The sequence below is a fragment of the Azoarcus olearius genome (assembly GCF_001682385.1).
Classification (GTDB): Bacteria; Pseudomonadota; Gammaproteobacteria; order Burkholderiales; family Rhodocyclaceae; genus Azoarcus; species Azoarcus olearius.
Genome location: NZ_CP016210.1, coordinates 765730 through 784053, shown reverse-complemented (window position 1 = coordinate 784053; position 18324 = coordinate 765730). Strand labels below are relative to the sequence as shown.

The following is an 18324-nucleotide window of genomic DNA, read 5'->3' as shown; positions in this document are numbered from 1 at the left end:
GCAAACTCGCCCTGGGGGCTCGAACATGCGTCGCCTTCTTCCCCGGCGGGCACGCCCCGCGCGGCGCTCTCGACAGGCGCACGCCCGCAGGCCTCGTTGCCGCGGGGAACATTGGGGACGCTTTTGAGCTTGCCGGCGAGCGGCGGTAGCGCGTTTCGTTGTTCTCCTCACGCCATGGAGCGAGCATGCCTTGGTTAGGTGTGTGCTGGGGCTTCTCCATACCGCCCCTCCGATCCCAGCCGTCTGTTCCGCTTCTCCTTTTCGCCGTTCTCGACTCCGCTATAATTATGAATTCTTAATCCACTTCAGCAGGAGTTCCGCATGTCGCAGCGTCCGTTCAAGATCCTCGGCGTCCAGCAGATCGCCATCGGCGGCCCGAGCAAGGAAAAGCTCAAGACCTTCTGGGTGGATATGCTGGGGCTGGAAGTCACCGGCAACTTCGTCTCGGAGCGCGAGAACGTGGACGAAGATATCTGCGCGATGGGCAAGGGGCCGTTCAAGGTGGAAGTCGACCTGATGCAACCGCTCGATCCCGAGAGGAAGCCCGCGGTGCATGCGACCCCGCTCAATCACATCGGCCTGTGGGTGGATGATCTGCCGGTGGCGGTGGAATGGCTGACAGCGCAGGGCGTGCGCTTCGCGCCGGGCGGCATCCGCCGCGGCGCCGCGGGCTATGACATCACCTTCCTGCACCCGAAGGGCAACGAGGAATTCCCGATCGGCGGCGAGGGCGTGCTGGTGGAGCTGGTGCAGGCACCGCCGGAGGTGGTCGAAGCCTTCGCCCGCCTCGCCGGCTGAGGAGGCGGGGTGGCCGTGCGCTCAGGGCGAGCGCGCGGCGAAGGTGTCGCAGGCCTGCAGGCTGCCGTGCTGCAGGCCGGTGCGGAACCAGCGCACCCGCTGTTCCGCGCTGCCGTGCGTGAAGCTGTCCGGCACCGCATAGCCCTGCGCTTGCTTCTGCAGGCGGTCGTCGCCGATCGCGGCGGCCGCCGTCAGCGCTTCTTCCACGTCGCCCGCCTCCAGCACCTGGCGCGAACGGTCGGCGTGGTGGGCCCAGACCCCGGCAAAGCAGTCCGCCTGCAGTTCCAGCCGCACCGACAACGCATTGCTCTCGCGCGGTGAAAGCCGGGCGCGGGCGCGCTGCGCGCGCTCGGAAACGCCGAGCAGGTTCTGCACATGATGGCCGATCTCGTGGGCGATCACGTAGGCCTGGGCGAAATCGCCGGGCGCGCGGAAGCGCTGCTGCAGATCGTCGTAGAAGCTGAGGTCGATATAGACCTTCTGGTCGGCCGGACAGTAGAACGGACCCATCGCCGCCTGGCCGGTGCCGCAGGCGGTGCCCGTGACGCCGGAGAACAGCACCAGCCGCGGCGCCTGGTAGGTGCGCCCGGCGCCGCTGAAGATGTCGCTCCAGGTGTCCTCGGTGTCGGCCAGCACCATCGAAACAAAGCGCCCCGCTTCGTCCTGCGGGCGGCTGGCGGGCCGCTCGACCGCCGCCGGCGGGCGCACGACCTCGGCGGTCTGCAGCAGCAGCGCCGGATCGACGCCGAAGTAAAGCGCGACCAGCGTCAGCACGATGCCGCCGAGGCCGAGCTTTCCACCGCCCCCGAGCCGGAATCCGCCGCCGCCTTCGCCGCGCCGGTCCTCGATGTTGTCGCTTTCCCTGCCGTGATCGAAACGCATCCGTGGGCCCTCGCCTGCCGCGGGGCCGCGCCCCGGTCGTGCTTCCATTATGGAACAGTGGCGCCGCTTCCCAAGGAGCCGGTTCGTGACCCGTGCTAGGGCCTGAGGCCCGCCGGATGCGCGGCCTGTTCGGGGCTGTTGCGCCGCCAGCCGCCCTTGCCCGCGGCCTTGACGCGGTACATGGCACGGTCGGCGGCGAGGATCAGCTGATCGACGTCGCGGCCGTCGGCGGGGTAGAGCGCGATGCCGATGCTGGCGCCGATCTGGTGGGCCACGCCCGATTCGACCACCGGCTCGGCGAGCGCGGCGACCAGCTTGGCGGCGACGCGCACCGCCTGGTCCTCGCCGGAGAACGGTTCGAGCACCACGACGAACTCGTCGCCGCCCAAACGCGCGACGGTGTCGGAGGCCCGCACCTGCGCCTTCATGCGGGTTGCCGCTGCGGCCAGCACGGCGTCGCCCACCGCATGGCCATAGCCGTCGTTCACCGCCTTGAAGCCGTCGAGGTCGAGCAGCAGCACCGCAAGCTGGGTGTCCTGGCGGTCGGCGCGCAGCATCGCGTGGCGGATGCGCTCCTCCAGCATCACGCGGTTGTACAGCCCGGTGAGCGGATCGTGGAAGGCGAGTTGTTGCAGCGCGAGTTCGTTGTCGCGCAGGCGGCGGTTGGCGGCCTGCAGTTCGGCGGTGCGCTCGGCGACCCTCTGCTCCAGGCGCTGGCCGGCTTCCTGCAGCGTATCGACCAGCGCCTGCCGCGCCGCCTCGCGCTCGCGCCGCATCACGTTGATGCGGTCGGCCATCGCGAACGACAGCAACAGCATTTCGAGCGCCGAGCCGATCTGCATCGCGTGGGTGGTCAGCCACACCGTCGGCAGCCAGCCGAAGTTGCGCATTGCCATCACCACCACGCCCACCAGCAGCAGCGCCCACGCGAGCAGGAACACGCGCGCGCCGGGGTGGCCGCGCACCGCGCCGCGCACGCCGGCAAGCGCGGCGATGGGGGCGAAGCCGATGCCCGCCAGCGAGGTGAGCATGGCCGCGAAGCGGTAGCCGAGGACCAGATGCGCCGCCACCGCCGCGAGGAACACCCATGCCGCCACCGCCAGGCAGCGGTCGAGCCGGGGTACGGTGTTGCGGGTGTCGAGAAAGCTGCGGGTGAACAGCGTCCCGAAGAATCCGGTGAGCGCCATCCCGACCGGGAAGCTGAGATGGCTCCAGGTGGGCCAGGCCGGCCACAGGAACTCGCCCCCGGCGCCGGTCTGGCCGGCAAAGCCCACGGCCAGCGAAGCGACGAAGCCGACGTAGCGCAGGAAGACCTGTTCGCGCAGCGCCACCCACAGCAGCAGGTTGTAGAGCGCGAGCGCGGTCAGCATGCCGAAGTAGAGCGCATCCTCACTGTAGGCGCGCTGGTCGCGCGCGCCCAGCGCGGTCTGCGTCCACAACCGGAGCGGCACGGTCAGCGAGCCTTCGGAGGCCACCTTTACGTATACCTCCAGCCGTTCGCCCGGCGCCAGCGGCGGCAAGGGGAAAACCGGGCTGCGGTGCTGCCAGGGACGGGCGTAGAAGGCGATGCGATCGCCCGCGACCTGGTGGGCTTCGCCGCCGGGGCCGAAGGCATGAAACTCGACGCGGTCGAGCGACGGGAAGCCCACCTCCAGCAGCCAGCGCGCGTCGCCGGGCGCCGCGGCGGCAACGCTGAAATGCAGCCAGATGTCCGCCGCGCGATAACCGAAATTGAGTTCACCGCCGCGCGCCGGCTCCGCGGGCGCGCCCTCGCCGCGCGCGAACGCAGCCTTCGCCGCCTCCAGCGACAGGCTGCGGCCGTCATCCACCAGCACGCTGACGCGCCGCGCCAGGTCCACTTCGCCGTGCGCGGGGTCGAGCGCGATGTCGTCCGCGCGTGCGCCCCCCGCCGCGATCGCCAGCGCCCATGCCAGCATCGCCCAGATCAACCGGGCTGCCCACTGCCGTACCGACGTCATGGTGAGCCTCAGATTCCCGCGCGTTCGACCGCGCCGAGGAAGTCCGCCGCGGCCTGCGGTCGGCCCACCAGATAACCCTGGTAGGCCTCGCAGCCGAGGCTGCGCAGAAACGCGAGTTGCTCCGCGGTCTCCACGCCCTCCGCGATGACGCCCAGCCGCATCTGGTGGGCCATCGCGACCACAGTGGCGACGATCATGCGGTCGTTCTCGTCGTCGGCGATGTCGCGCACGAAGGAGCGGTCTATCTTCAGCGCATCGACCGCGAAGCGTTTGAGATAGGCGAGCGAGGAATAGCCAGTGCCGAAGTCGTCGATCGACAGCCGCACGCCCAGGCCCTTCAGTGCGGCCAGCGTCGCCACCGCACGGTCGGCGTCCTCCATCACCGTGCTTTCGGTGATTTCGAGTTCGAGCAGCGCGGCAGGAAAACCCGTGCGGTCGAGGATGTCGCGCACGGTGGCGGTCAGGTCGCCGGCCCGGAACTGGCGGGTGGACAGGTTGACCGCGATCGTCAGCGGACGGCCGCAATCCAGCCACTCGCGCCCCTGCCGGCAGGCGGATTCCAGCACCCATTCGCCCAGCGGCACGATCAGGCCGGTTTCTTCGGCCAGCGGAATGAAGCGCAGCGGCGCGATCATGCCCTCGGTCGGGTGGTTCCAGCGCACCAGGGCTTCGGCACCGACCACCTCGCCCTTGTCCAGCGCCACCACCGGCTGGAAATGCAGCACGAACTCGCCGCGCTCCAGCCCGCGCCGCAAGGCGGCCTCCAGCCCCAGCCGTTCGTGTGCGGCGCGGGTGAGGTCGGCGGTGTAGAAGCGGTAGACGTTGCGCCCGGCCTCCTTCGCCTGATACAGCGCCGCGTCGGCGTTGCTGATCAGCTGGGTGGCATCGTCGGTGTCGAGCGGATAGAGGCTGATGCCGATGCTGGCGCCGACGAAGACTTCCTGCCCGCTCGCCAGCTGGAAGGACTGATTGAGCAGGTCGATGATTTCCTGCGCGAAGTCGGCCACGTCGTTGGCGCTGCGGATGCGGTCGAGCAGGATCACGAACTCGTCGCCCCCCAGCCGCGCCAGCGTGTCCTCGGCGCGGATGCGCGAACGCAGGCGACGTGCGATCTCGATCAGCAGTTCGTCGCCGACCGGGTGGCCGAGGCTGTCGTTGACGTTCTTGAAGCGGTCGATGTCGAGGAACAGCACCGCCAGCATCTCGCCGCTGCGTTGCACGCGCTCCACGCCATGTGCCAGGCGCAGGTTGAGCAGCACGCGGTTGGGCAGGTCGGTCAGCGCGTCGTAATGCGCCAGCCGCTGCAGCCGCGCCTCGGTTTCCTTCATGCGCGAGATGTCGGAGAACACCCCGACGTAATGCGACACCTTGCCGTTGTGGTCGCGCACCACCGACAGCGTCAGCAGTTCGGGGAAGATCTCGCCGTTCTTGCGCCGGTTCCAGATCTCGCCCTGCCAGTGGCCGGCCTCATGCACGCCGCGCCACATCGCGTCGTAGTAGGCGGCATCGTGCCGCCCCGAACGCAGCAGGTTGGGGCTGCGCCCGATGACTTCTTCCGGACCGTAGCCGGTGATCACGGTAAACGCGCGGTTGACCGCGATGATGCGGTTCTTGGCGTCGGCGATGATCACGCCTTCGCCGGTGTTCTCGAACACCGTCGCGGCCTGGCGCAGGCTCTGCTCGGCGAGCTTGCGGTCGGTGATGTCCTGCACGGTGCCGATGCCGGCCAGCGCGGCGCCGTCGGCGGCGCGGCGGAACTCGGCGCGCTCGTGCACCCAGCGCACCTCGCCGCCCACGATGACGCGGTGCGTGAGGTCGTAGTCGCCGCGGGCCACCGCCTGCCGCCAGGCCGCCTCCACCAGCGCCTGATCCTCGGGGTGGACCACGCTCAGGAACAGCTCGTAGCTCGGCACGCATCCCGGCGCCTGTCCGAACAAGCGGCAGGTCTCGGCCGACCAGTCCATCTGGCCGCTGACGAAATCCACATACCAGCTGCCGGTGCGGGCGACCGCCTGCGCGCGCTCCAGGTTCTCCTGGCTGCGCCGCAGGGCTTCGGCGGTTTCGCGGAACACGGTGACGTCGCGGCTGATGCCGACCACGCCGCGGCGCCCGCTGGCAGCGTCGCGGAAGGGCGTTTTCAGGGTGTCCACCAGCACGCGGCGGCCGTCGGGATAGACGATCCACTCTTCGTTGCGGCTGGAGCGGCCGCTGGCGAGCACCGCGCTGTCGTAGCCGCGGTAGGAGTCGGCGGTGGAAAGATCGAACAGGTCGCGGTCGGTGTAACCGATCAGCTCGGCCTCGCGGCGTCCCGTGTAGGCCTCGAAGGCGCGGTTGCAGCCAAGGTAGCGGCCCGCCTCGTCCTTGAAGAAGACAAGGTCGGGGATCACGTCGATCAGCGCGCGCAGCAGGGAATCCTCGCCCTCGTCAGCGACGGTTTCGAGATCGACGGGCAAGGTGGGTTCCATGCAGCGGCCAGCGAGGGAGGACCTTGCATTGTGACCCAGCCGCAGTCGCGAAACCCCCAAATTGAGCACGGCGGTAAACAAAAAAGGGCCCGCTTGCGCGGGCCCATCCCTCGACAGGTATCCGGCGCTCTGTGTCGCCGGATCTCCCTCCCCATCGAACGAAAAAGGTCGAACCTGGGTTCTTATTCGAACTCGATGATGACGTCGTCCACCGCGAGGCTGGCGCCCGGCTTGATCACGACCTTCTTGACCTTGCCGTCCTGCTCGGCCTTCAGCAGGTTCTCCATCTTCATCGCCTCGATGACCGCGAGCTTTTCGCCGGCCTTCACTTCCTGGCCTTCGCTGACCGACACTTCACGCAGCAGGCCCGGCATCGGCGACAGCAGGAACTTCGACAGGTCGGGCGGCAGCTTCACCGGCATCAGGCTCTGCAGCTCGGCCGCGCGCTTGGACATGACCAGGAAGTCGGCCTGCGTGCCCCAGTGGAACAGGCGGTAGCGCATCTTGTGGCGCTCGACCTGCAGCGTGAACTCATTGCCGTTGCAGGTGCCGTTGAACAGCGCCTGGCCCAGCTGCCAGTCCGACTTGATGGTGTAGGTCTCGCCGTTCAGGGTGACCGCGTAGCCGCCCGCGACCGGGGTGGCGGTGACCGGCAGCAGCTCGTTCTGGTTGTCGGTGCCAAGGCGGATCACGACCCACTCGTTGCCCACCGCGCGCTCGTGGCCCGGCAGCTGGCCGGAGACGCGCGCGGCACGGTCGATGTAGCTGCGATGCACATAGGCGGCGACGGCGGCGAGCAGCGCCGGGTCATCGTGCGGCACCATCGAGGCGTCGAAGCCCTTCGGGAACTCCTCGGCGATGAAGCCGGTGTTGAAGTTGCCCGAGCAGAAGCGCGGGTGCTGCATCAGCGCGGCCTGGAACGGGATGTTGGAGCTGATGCCGCGGATCACGAAGGCGTTGAGCGCGTCGCGCATGCGGCCGATCGCCTGGTCGCGGGTGGCACCGTGCACGATGAGCTTGGCGATCATCGAGTCGTAGAACATCGAGATCTCACCGCCGTCATAGACGCCGGTATCGACGCGGACCTGGCCGTCGACCTCGGCCGGCGGCTGGAAGCGCACCAGGCGGCCGGTGGAGGGCAGGAAGCCGCGGAACGGATCTTCGGCGTTGATGCGGCATTCCATCGCCCAGCCGTTGATCTTCACGTCGGCCTGGGAGAGCGGCAGCTTCTCGCCGGCGGCGACGCGGATCATCTGCTCGACGAGGTCCAGCCCGGTGATCAGCTCGGTGACCGGGTGCTCCACCTGGAGGCGGGTGTTCATCTCCAGGAAGTAGAACTCCTTGGTGGCGCCGGAGACGACGAACTCGACCGTGCCGGCCGATTCGTAGTTCACCGCGCGCGCCAGCGCCACAGCCTGCTCGCCCATGGCCTTGCGCATCTCGGCATCGACGAAGGGGCTCGGCGCCTCCTCGATGACCTTCTGGTGACGGCGCTGGATCGAGCAGTCGCGCTCGTTCAGGTACACGTAGTTGCCGTGCGAGTCGCCGAGCACCTGGATTTCGATGTGGCGCGGCTCGAGCACGTACTTCTCGATGAAGACGCGGTCGTCGCCGAAGGAGTTGCGCGCTTCATTGACGCAGGACGAGAAGCCTTCGAAGGCCTGCTCGTCGTTGTAGGCCACGCGCAGGCCCTTGCCGCCGCCGCCGGCGGAGGCCTTGATCATCACCGGGTAGCCGATCTTCTTGGCGATCTCGACCGCTTCGGCCGGGCCGGCGATGGCGTCGTTGTAGCCGGGGATGGTATTGACCTTGGCTTCGATCGCGAGCTTCTTCGACTCGATCTTGTCGCCCATCTTGGCGACCGAGTAGTGCTTCGGACCGATGAACTTGATGCCTTCCTCTTCGAGGCGGCGCGAGAACTCGGCGTTCTCGGACAGGAAGCCATAGCCCGGATGGACAGCCTCGGCGCCGGTCTGCTTGCACGCGGCGATGATGCGGTCCATGACGAGGTAGGAATCTTTCGACGGCGCCGGGCCGATGCAGACGGCTTCGTCGGCGAGGTCGACGTGCAGCGCATCCTTGTCCGCCTCGGAATAGACGGCGACGGTCTTGATGCCCATCTTGCGGGCGGTCTTGATCACGCGGCAGGCGATTTCGCCGCGGTTAGCAATCAGGATCTTGGTAAACATACGTTATCTCTCCGCGGCTCAATCGCAGCGTGCTACGCACGCACGGCGATTTGACTTCGTCTCTGCGCCGCTTTGCGGCTGGTCGCCGCGGTTGGCAATCAGGATCTTGGTAAACATTGCGTTAAGTCTCCCCGGCGATCAGAGCGGAATGTTGCCGTGCTTGCGCCACGGGTTGTCGAGCTGCTTGTCGGCCAGCATCGCCAGGCTGCGGCAGATGCGCTTGCGGGTGTTGTGCGGCATCACGACGTCGTCGATGAAGCCGCGGCTGGCGGCCACGAAGGGGTTGGCGAACTTGGCCTTGTACTCGGCTTCGCGCTCGGCGAGCTTTTCCGGGTTGTTCTTTTCTTCGCGGAAGATGATCTCCACCGCGCCCTTCGGCCCCATCACCGCGATCTCGGCGCTGGGCCAGGCGAGGTTGACGTCGCCGCGCAGGTGCTTGGAGGCCATCACGTCGTAGGCGCCGCCGTAGGCCTTGCGGGTGATCACGGTGACCTTGGGCACGGTGCATTCGGCGTAGGCGTACAGCAGCTTGGCACCGTGCTTGATGATGCCGCCGTATTCCTGGGCGGTGCCCGGCATGAAGCCCGGGACGTCGACGAAGGTGACCACCGGGATGTTGAAGGCGTCGCAGAAGCGGACGAAGCGCGCGGCCTTGATCGCGCTCTTGATGTCCAGGCAACCGGCCAGCACCAGCGGCTGGTTGGCGACGATGCCGACCGGCTGGCCGTCCATGCGCGCCATGCCGATGATGATGTTCTTGGCGTAGTCGGGCTGCAGTTCGAAGAAGTCGCAGTCATCGACCACCTTGATGATCAGCTCCTTCATGTCGTACGGCTTGTTGGGGTTGTCCGGCACCAGGGTGTCGAGCGAGAAGTCCTGACGGTCGGCCGGATCGTTGGTCGGCTGCACCGGCGGCTTTTCGCGGTTGGACGACGGCAGGTAGTTCATGAAGCGGCGCAGCATGGTGAGCGCCTCGACGTCGTTCTCGAACGCGAGATCGGCCACGCCGGACTTGCTGGTGTGGGTCACCGCGCCGCCGAGTTCCTCGGCGGTGACGTCTTCGTGGGTCACGGTCTTCACCACTTCCGGACCGGTCACGAACATGTACGACGAATCCTTCACCATGAAGATGAAGTCGGTCATCGACGGCGAATACACCGCGCCGCCGGCGCAGGGGCCCATGATCATCGAGATCTGCGGGATCACGCCCGAGGCCATCACGTTGCGCTGGAACACGTCGGCATAGCCGCCGAGCGAGGCCACGCCTTCCTGGATGCGGGCGCCGCCCGAGTCGTTGAGGCCGATCACCGGCGCGCCGACCTTCATCGCGTGGTCCATCACCTTGCAGATCTTCTCGGCGTGGGTTTCGGACAGCGAGCCGCCGAACACCGTGAAGTCCTGCGAGAACACGAACACCAGCCGGCCGTTGATGGTGCCGTAGCCGGTCACCACGCCGTCGCCCGGGGTCTTCTCCGCCTTGTCCATGCCGAAGTCGACGCAGCGGTGCTCCTTGAACATGTCCCATTCCTCGAAGGAATCGGGATCGAGCAGCAGCTCGATGCGCTCGCGCGCGGTGAGCTTGCCCTTGGCATGCTGGGAGTCGATCCGCTTCTGGCCGCCGCCCAGGCGGGCCGCAGCGCGCTTCTCGTCCAGCTGACGGATGATGTCGTGCATTGATGACCTCCTTTAAGGTTCCTTGCCGCCCGTCCGCGCAATCGCGGGCGGAACGTGTTTTCGTTTCAATTCGTTCGGTTCAGGCAGCCGAGCAGGCGCTGCGCCGCCGCCGAGGGCGTGGTGCCGCCCGCCTCCACCGCGGCCGCCAGCAGCGGCAGCGCGTCGCGCACGCCGGGGTGGTTGCGGAAGCGGCTGCGCAGCCCGGTGTCTATCAGTTCCCACATCCACGCCAGCGCCTGGTGGCGGCGCTTGGCCTCGAACTCGCCGCTCTTCGTCATCGCGCCGCGGTAGTCCTGCACGGCGTTCCAGAACTCGGCGATGCCGTCCTTCTTCAGCGCCGACAGCGTCAGCACCGGCACCGTCCAGTTGGGGCTGGCCGGGCGCAGCATGTGCAGCGCGGTCTTCATCTGCGACTTCGCCCGCATCGCCGCGCCGGCGTCGATGTCGGCCTTGTTGATGACGATCAGGTCGGCGATCTCCATGATGCCTTTCTTGATCGCCTGCAGATCGTCGCCGGCATTGGGCAGCTGCAGCAGGCAGAAGATGTCGGTCATGCCGGCCACCGCGGTCTCGCTCTGCCCCACGCCGACGGTCTCGACGATGATCACGTCGAAGCCGGCGGCCTCGCACACCAGCAGGGTCTCGCGCGTCTTCTCGGCGACACCGCCGAGGGAACCGGCCGACGGGCTGGGACGGATGAAGGCCGCCGGATTCTGCGACAGCAGTTCCATGCGCGTCTTGTCGCCGAGGATGGAGCCGCCGGTCAGCGACGACGACGGATCGACCGCCAGCACCGCCACGCGCAGGCCCTGCTCGATGAGGTAGAGCCCGAGCGCCTCGATGAAGGTGGACTTGCCCACCCCCGGCACGCCGGAAATGCCCACCCGCATCGCCCCGCCGGTGTGCGGCAGCAGCGCCTCCAGCACCGCGCGCGCACGCGCTTTGTGGTCCTCGCGCTGCGACTCGATCAGCGTGATGGTCTTGGCGAGCGGGCGCAGCTGGCGCGCACGCACCCCCTCGACCAGGGCGAGATCGGCGTCATCGAGCACGGGCAGGCTTTCGGGCATGTTCATGGCCATCGGGCGGACGGAGACGGGCTGCGCCCGCACCCCGCCATGACGGCGAGTTGCGGGCAGCGAAGCGTATCAGGCCGCGACCTTGGCCGCGCGGATCTGCTTCAGCACTTCGCGCGCCGCCTTCGGGATCGGCGTACCCGGGCCGAAGATGCCCTTGGCACCGGCGGCGTAGAGCGCGTCGTAGTCCTGCGCCGGGATCACGCCACCGACGAAGGTGATGATGTCTTCGGCGCCCAAGCGCTTCAGCTCGGCGATGATGGCCGGCACCAGGGTCTTGTGGCCGGCGGCGAGGCTGGAGCAGCCGACCGCGTGCACATCGTTTTCCACCGCGTGGCGGGCCGCTTCTTCCGGGGTCTGGAAGAGCGGGCCGATGTCGATGTCGAAGCCGAGGTCGGCGAAGGCGGAAGCCACCACCTTGGCGCCACGGTCGTGGCCGTCCTGGCCGAGCTTGGCGATCATGATGCGGGGGCGGCGGCCTTCCTCGGCGATGAAGGCTTCGATCTCGGCCTTCAGTTCCTTCCAGTCGGCGTCGTCTTCCACCACGGCGCCATACACGCCGGACACCGCCTGCGGGTTGGCACGGTAGCGGCCGAACACCTTTTCCAGCGCGTCGGAGATTTCGCCCACCGAGGCGCGCAGACGCACCGCCTTGACCGCGAGGTCGAGCAGGTTGCCTTCGCCGCTTTCGGCGCACTGGGTGAGCGCGTCGAGCGCGGCCTGCACCGCGGCGCTGTCGCGGGTGGCGCGGATCTTGGTGAGACGGGCGATCTGCGCTTCACGCACGGCGTGGTTGTCGATGTCGAGGATCTCGATCGGGTCTTCCTTCGCCAGCTTGTACTTGTTCACGCCGACGATGACGTCCTTGCCGGAGTCGATGCGCGCCTGCTTGTCGGCGGCGCATTCCTCGACCTTCATCTTGGCCCAGCCGGATTCGACCGCCTTGGTCATGCCGCCCATGGCCTCGATTTCCTCGATCAGCGCCCAGGCCTTGTCTGCCATGTCCTGGGTGAGCTTTTCCATCATGTAGGAGCCGGCCCAGGGATCGACGACGTTACAGATGTGGGTCTCTTCCTGGATGATGATCTGGGTGTTGCGAGCGATGCGGGCCGAGAACTCGGTGGGCAGCGCGATCGCTTCGTCGAGCGCGTTGGTGTGCAGCGACTGGGTGCCGCCGAACACCGCGGCCATCGCCTCGATGGTGGTGCGGACCACGTTGTTGTACGGGTCCTGCTCGGTGAGCGACCAGCCGGAAGTCTGCGAGTGGGTGCGCAGCATCATCGACTTGGGGCTCTTGGGGTTGAACTGCTTCATGATCCGCCACCACAGCAGGCGCGCGGCGCGCATCTTGGCGATCTCGAGGTAGAAGTTCATGCCCACCGCCCAGAAGAAGGACAGGCGGCCGGCGAAGGTGTCGACGTCCATGCCGGCGGCGATGCCGGTGCGCACGTATTCGAGACCGTCGGCGAGCGTGAAGGCCAGTTCGATGGCCTGGTTCGCGCCCGCTTCCTGGATGTGGTAGCCCGAGATCGAGATGCTGTTGAACTTGGGCATGTGCGACGACGTGTACTGGAAGATGTCGGCGATGATCTTCATCGACGGCGTCGGCGGGTAGATGTAGGTGTTGCGGACCATGAACTCCTTGAGGATGTCGTTCTGGATGGTCCCGGACAGCTTGTCCTGCGCCACGCCCTGCTCTTCGGCCGCGACGATGTAGCCGGCGAGGATGGGCAGCACCGCGCCGTTCATGGTCATCGACACCGAGATCTTGTCGAGCGGGATGCCGTCGAACAGGATCTTCATGTCTTCCACCGAGTCGATCGCCACGCCGGCCTTGCCGACGTCGCCGAGCACGCGGGGATTGTCGGAGTCGTAGCCGCGGTGGGTGGCGAGGTCGAAGGCCACCGACACGCCCTGGCCGCCGGCGGCGAGCGCCTTGCGGTAGAAGGCGTTGGATTCTTCCGCGGTGGAGAAGCCGGCGTACTGGCGGATGGTCCACGGCTTGACCGCGTACATCGTGGGCTGCGGGCCGCGCAGGAAGGGCTCGAAGCCCGGCAGGGTGTCGGCGTGCGGCAGGTCGGCGGTGTCAGCCTTGGTGTACAGCGGCTTGACGGTCAGGCCTTCCGGCGTGATCCAGTTCAGCTTGTCCAGTTGGCCGTCCGGCGCCTGCTTGGCGGCGGCCTTGTTCCAGGCCTCGAGATCCGGTTGCGGATAGGCGGGCAGGTTGGCGTTCGACATGACTAACCCTCACTGAATCAGTAGCGCCGCCGCAGCGGCATAGATGTATGTGTGACAAGCACCGACCGGCGACGACGAGACCGCCCGCGAACCATACCGCGGGCGGCCGTCGGCGCTCCGACGGGCAACGCAGTCCCTCTCATGCGCGGCGCGCTTGCGCGCTCCGCCTCCCATGCCTGCGTCGCCACCGGAAAGACGATCGTGGAAGCGCTTGACTTCGATCAGGTTGGAAATAATACTTTATCCATAATTATGCATGCAACCGTCGGAGACCCATACGACGCCCGCTCCGGGTATCCTTGCGCGCCTCCGCCCACCACACCGCCATGACAGCGTCCCGCATCGCCCCGCTCGCGCTTTATCAGGAAGTCGCAGAACGCCTGCGCGAGCGCATCTTCTCGCACGAACTGCCGCCGGGCACCTGGGTGGACGAGCAGGCACTGGCCGAGCAATACGGCATCTCGCGCACGCCGCTGCGCGAAGCGCTGAAGGTGCTGGCCTCCGAAGGCCTGGTCACGCTCAAGCCGCGCCGTGGCTGCTACGTCACCGAGATTTCCGAGCGCGACCTCGACGAGGTCTTCAACATCATTGCCCTGCTGGAAGGCGAATGCGCCCGCGCCTCGGTGGCGCGCGCCAGCGACGCCGACCTTGCCCGCCTGCGCGACATCCACGCCACACTGGAAGCCGCCGCCGCCGCGCAGGATATCGACCGCTTCTTCGAGGCCAACCAGGCTTTCCATCACGTGCTGCAGCAGATCGCCGACAACCGCTGGCTGCTGCAGGTGATCGAGGACCTGCGCAAGGTGATCAAGCTGTCGCGCCACCATTCGCTGTTTTCCGAAGGCCGCCTGGAGCAGTCGCTCGCCGAACACCGAGAGATCCTGGAAGCGGTGCTGGCGCGCGATCCGGACGCGGCGGAAACCCGGATGCGCCGCCACATCCACAGCGGCCGCGCGGCGCTGTCTCGAATCGCGGAGGCGCGCAACCGCGCCGCGTAGTTTTTCTGCCCCCGCCCGCTGCGCGGTCGCCCCCCGAGGGGGCACGCGATCGCCTTGGGACGGCCCGGCGGCGATCGCGGTTTTCTGCCCCCGCCCGCTGCACGGCAGGAGTGCCGGCTTTGCACAGCCGGCCCGTTCCGCAGGCACGGAGCAGTGCTCCGTGAAACCCCTGCTTCACCCCCCCCGAGGGGGCACGCGATCACCTTGGGGCGGCCCGGCGGCGATCGCGGTTTTCTGCCCCCGCCCGCTGCACGGCAGGAGTGCCGGCTTTGCACAGCCGGCCCGTTCCGCAGGCACGGAGCAACGCTCCGTGAAACCCCTGCTTCACCCCCCAAGGGGGCACGCGATCGCCTTGGGGCGGCCCGGCGGCGATCGCGGTTTTCTGCCCCCGCCCGCTGCGCGGCAGGAGTGCCGGCTTTGCACAGCCGGCCCGTTCCGCAGGCACGGAGCAGTGCTCCGTGAAACCCCTGCTTCACCCCCAAGGGGGCACGCGATCGCCTTGGGGCGGCCCGGCGGCGATCGCTGTGGTGATCAGGCCGCGGCGGGCTCCCGCGTCACCAGCACCTGGTCGATGCGGTAGTTGTCGATGTCGACCACTTCGAACTTGTAGCCGGCGTAGACCACGAAGTCGGTGCGCTTGGGCACCTTGCGCAGCCGGTACATCAGAAAGCCGGCGATCGTCTCGTAGTTCTCGAAGCCTTCGAAAACCTCGATCTCCAGCGCCTGCATCACGTCCTCGATCGGGGTGACGCCGTCGATCAGCCAGGAGCAATCATCGCGGCGCACGATCAGTTCCTCCTGGTAGGGGCTGCCGAGTTCGCCCATCACGGTGTTCATGACGTCCTGCAGCGTCAGCAGGCCGACCACCAGCGCGTACTCGCTGATCACCAGCGCGAAGTCCTCCTTGGCGTCGCGGAAGCGCTCCAGTGCCTCGAACAGTGTCAGCGTGTCCGGCAGCATCAGCACCTTGCGCACGATCGGCTGGGTGCGCAGCGACAGGTCCTGCCCCTGCAGGATGCGGCGGAAGAGGTCCTTCGCATCCACGTAGCCGATGACGTCGTCGATGCCGCTCTCGCACACCGGGAACTTGCCGTGCGGATGCGCCGCCATCTTGCGCCGGATGCTGTCCTCGGCTTCGCCCAGCGTGAAGTACACGACGCTGTCGCGCGAGGTCATCGCCGAGGGCACGATGCGGGCGTCCAGTTCGAACACGTTGCGGATCAGGTTCTGCTCCTGCTCCAGCAGTGCGCCGGCGCGCGTGCCGGCTTCGGCCATCGCGAGGATGTCGTCCGAGGTGATGTCGTCCGCGCGCGCGCTCGGCACGCCGAACAGCCCGAACAGGCGGTCCGCCAGGCTGTTGAACAGCCACACCAGCGGCGCGAACAGCCACATGCTGGCCTGGATCGGTCGCACCACCCGCATCGCCACCGCCTCGGGCTTCACCATCGCCAGGCGCTTGGGCATCAGATCGGCCAGCAGCACGAACATCGAAGTCACGAAGACGAACGCGATCACGAAACTGACGGTGCCGAGCGCGGGGCCGGCGTAGAACGGGCGCAGCGCGGACTCCACGTAGGGCGACAGCGCCTGCTCGCCGACGATGCCGCCGAGGATGGCGACCGCGTTGAGCGCGATCTGCACCACGGTGAAGAAGCTGCCGGGGCTCTCCTGCAGCGCCAGTACGCGCCGCGCGTCGGCCACGCCCTCTTCCGCCAGTTGCTGGAGCTTGATCTTGCGCGCTGCCGCCAGCGAGATTTCGGCGAGCGAGAAGAAGGCGCTGACCGCGATCAGCAGCAGGATGAGCAGCAGGTGGTTGAGCAGCGCCACGGAGGCTCCCGCGCGGGAAATGAGACGCGGGCGAGTCTAGCACCCGGCCATGACGCCGCCACCTCGCCCGCCGCAAACAAGAACCCCCTCGGGCCCGAAAGCCGGAGGGGGTTCGGGGCCGCACATGGCGGCCGGGGTGTGCAGCGACGCGGCTTAGTGCGCGGCGGCGCTGGCGGCGCCGACACCGGTCTGCGCACGCACGTACTGGTCTTCGAAGGCCTCGCGCTCGCTGCGCGCCTTGTGGCTGGAGTCGAGCAGCGACACCACGATGGTCGCGAGGAAGGCAAGCGGCATCGAGAACAGCGCCGGCTGCGTCCAGGGGAAGATCGGCGCGGCGTTGCCGAGCACATCCACCCACACCGACTTCGACAGCACCACGAAGGTCACCGCGCTGAACAGGCCGAGGTAGCCGCCGGCAAGCGCGCCGCGGGTGGTCAGGCCCTTCCAGTACATCGACAGGATCAGCACCGGGAAGTTGGCGGACGCGGCGACACCGAAGGCGAGCGCAACCATGAAGGCGACGTTCATCTTCTCGAACACGATGCCGAGCAGCACCGCGACCACGCCGAGACCGATGGTGGCGAACTTGGAGACGCGGATCTCGGTGGTTTCCGAGGCGCGGCCCTTCATGATCACGCGGGCGTAGATGTCGTGCGAGATCGCCGAGGCACCAGCCAGCGCCAGGCCGGCCACCACCGCGAGGATGGTCGCGAAGGCCACCGCCGACAGGAAGCCGAGCAGCAGGTTGCCGCCCACCGCGTGCGCCAGGTGCATCGCCACCATGTTGCCGCCGCCGACGATCTTGCCGGCGAGATCGCCGCCTTCGAAGTATTGCGGGTTCTGGCCGACGATCAGGATGGCGGCCAGGCCCATCAGCGCGATCACGTTGAAGAAGTACGCGATGATGCCCGAGGCGTAGAGCACCGACTTGCGCGCTTCCTTGGCGTCGGTCACGGTGAAGAAGCGCATCAGGATGTGCGGCAGGCCCGCGGTGCCGAACATCAGGCCGAGGCCGAGCGAGATCGCGGTGACCGGATCGGCGAGCAGGCTGCCCGGGTTGAACAGCTTGGGCCCGAGCTTATGCACTTCCATCGCGCGGGTGGCCAGCGCCTCGAAGCTGAAGCCGAACTGGCTCAGCGCCAGCAGCATCACGGTGGTGCCGCCGAGCAGCAGCATGCAGGCCTTGATGATCTGCACCCAGGTGGTGGCGACCATGCCGCCGAAGGTGACGTAGACCATCATCAGCGCGCCGACGACGAACAGCGCGACGGTGTAGTCCAGACCGAACAGCAGCTTGATCAGCTGGCCGGCGCCGACCATCTGCGCGACGAGGTAGAAGCACACCACGGTCAGCGAGCTGACCGCCGCCATCGTGCGCACCTTGCCTTGGTCGAGGCGGTAGGCGGTGATGTCGGCGAAGGTGAACTTGCCCAGGTTGCGCAGGCGTTCGGCCATCAGGAACAGGATGATCGGCCAGCCGACGAAGAACGCGATCATGTAGATGTAGGCATCCACACCCTGCGCGTACATCATCGCGGTAAGGCCGAGCAGGGTGGCGGCGGACATGTAGTCGCCGGCGATCGCGAGGCCGTTCTGGAAGCCGGTGATGCCACCGCCGGCGGTGTAGAAATCGGACGCCGACTTGGTGCGGCTGGCCGCCCAGTAGGTGATCCCGAGGGTCATCAGCACGAACACGAAGAACATGCCGATGGCGTGCAGGTTGAGCGGCTGCTTCTGCGCGGCTTCCATCGCGGGGCCGGCGGCCAGGGCGGCGGCCGACAGCGGCAGCGAGGCCAGGCCGAGGGCCAGGCGGGACAGGCGGGATGCGTTCATTACTTCTCCTCCTGCCAGGCGGCGCGGACGATCTCGGTGTTGATCGCGTCGAACTCGCCGTTGGCGCGGCGCACATAGACGAAGGTCAGCACCCAGAAAAAGATGAACTGGAACAGACCGGCGACGATGCCGATGGTCAGGTTGCTGCCCTCCGACAGGCGCTGGCCGACAATCTGCGGCGCGAAGGCCACCACCAGCACGAAGCCGTAGAACACGACGAGCACGATCGCCGCCAGCAGCGTGGCGAAGCGGGTGCGCTTGGCGACAAGCTCCGCGAAACGCGGGTTGCGCCTGATATGGGCGTACACAGAACTGGACATCTCTCTCCTCTCCTCAAGAAAACAACGCGGGATCGTTGCTTCCTCCAC

The 18324-nt window shown here is 67.5% G+C and carries 12 protein-coding genes; 2 read left to right on the top strand and 10 right to left on the bottom strand.

Annotated features, from left to right (window positions below):
* Positions 1-321 precede the first annotated feature (321 nt).
* The gene (locus dqs_RS03745; protein ID WP_065339709.1) at positions 322-798 is read left to right on the top strand and encodes a VOC family protein; all 477 of its coding nucleotides are present in this window, start codon (positions 322-324) and stop codon (positions 796-798) included.
* Between the two features lie 21 nt (positions 799-819).
* Here dqs_RS03745 and ypfJ read toward each other — a convergent pair whose 3' ends face one another.
* The 7 genes from ypfJ to scpA all read right to left on the bottom strand — a co-directional run bounded on the left by ypfJ (position 820) and on the right by scpA (position 13298).
* Positions 820-1680: a KPN_02809 family neutral zinc metallopeptidase gene (ypfJ, locus tag dqs_RS03740; protein ID WP_011764426.1), complete on the bottom strand. Its 861-nt coding sequence runs from the start codon at positions 1678-1680 to the stop codon at positions 820-822.
* A gap of 95 nt (positions 1681-1775) precedes the next feature.
* Complete coding sequence (locus tag dqs_RS03735; RefSeq protein WP_084018210.1) at positions 1776-3659, bottom strand: diguanylate cyclase; 1884 nt, start codon at positions 3657-3659, stop codon at positions 1776-1778.
* 8 nt (positions 3660-3667) lie between these two features.
* Complete coding sequence (locus dqs_RS03730; protein WP_065339707.1) at positions 3668-6124, bottom strand: sensor domain-containing protein; 2457 nt, start codon at positions 6122-6124, stop codon at positions 3668-3670.
* Between the two features lie 182 nt (positions 6125-6306).
* Positions 6307-8313, bottom strand: coding sequence for an acetyl-CoA carboxylase biotin carboxylase subunit (gene accC / locus dqs_RS03725; RefSeq protein WP_011764423.1), 2007 nt, complete (start codon positions 8311-8313; stop codon positions 6307-6309).
* 138 nt (positions 8314-8451) lie between these two features.
* Entirely contained in the window at positions 8452-9987 is a 1536-nt protein-coding gene (locus dqs_RS03720) for an acyl-CoA carboxylase subunit beta (protein WP_011764422.1), read from the bottom strand.
* Between the two features lie 65 nt (positions 9988-10052).
* Positions 10053-11066 carry a methylmalonyl Co-A mutase-associated GTPase MeaB gene (meaB, locus tag dqs_RS03715; protein ID WP_011764421.1) on the bottom strand — a complete coding sequence of 338 codons (1014 nt, stop codon included), beginning with the start codon at positions 11064-11066 and terminating at the stop codon, positions 10053-10055.
* Between the two features lie 66 nt (positions 11067-11132).
* Entirely contained in the window at positions 11133-13298 is a 2166-nt protein-coding gene (gene scpA / locus dqs_RS03710) for a methylmalonyl-CoA mutase (protein WP_011764420.1), read from the bottom strand.
* Between the two features lie 326 nt (positions 13299-13624).
* On the opposite strand from scpA, the gene dqs_RS03705 reads away from it, so the two are divergent.
* A complete protein-coding gene (locus dqs_RS03705) occupies positions 13625-14296 on the top strand; it encodes a GntR family transcriptional regulator (protein WP_011764419.1) in 672 nt (223 codons plus the stop codon).
* Positions 14297-14827: 531 nt separating this feature from the next.
* Here the strand turns inward: dqs_RS03705 and paeA are convergent.
* The 3 genes from paeA to dqs_RS03690 form a co-directional block, all read right to left on the bottom strand.
* Complete coding sequence (gene paeA / locus dqs_RS03700) at positions 14828-16123, bottom strand: polyamine export protein PaeA (RefSeq protein ID WP_065339706.1); 1296 nt, start codon at positions 16121-16123, stop codon at positions 14828-14830.
* 153 nt (positions 16124-16276) lie between these two features.
* A complete protein-coding gene (locus dqs_RS03695) occupies positions 16277-17956 on the bottom strand; it encodes a cation acetate symporter (RefSeq protein WP_011764417.1) in 1680 nt (559 codons plus the stop codon).
* Complete coding sequence (locus dqs_RS03690; RefSeq protein ID WP_011764416.1) at positions 17956-18276, bottom strand: DUF485 domain-containing protein; 321 nt, start codon at positions 18274-18276, stop codon at positions 17956-17958. Before dqs_RS03690 ends, dqs_RS03695 begins: the two co-directional genes overlap by 1 nt.
* Between the last annotated feature and the right edge of the window lie 48 nt (positions 18277-18324).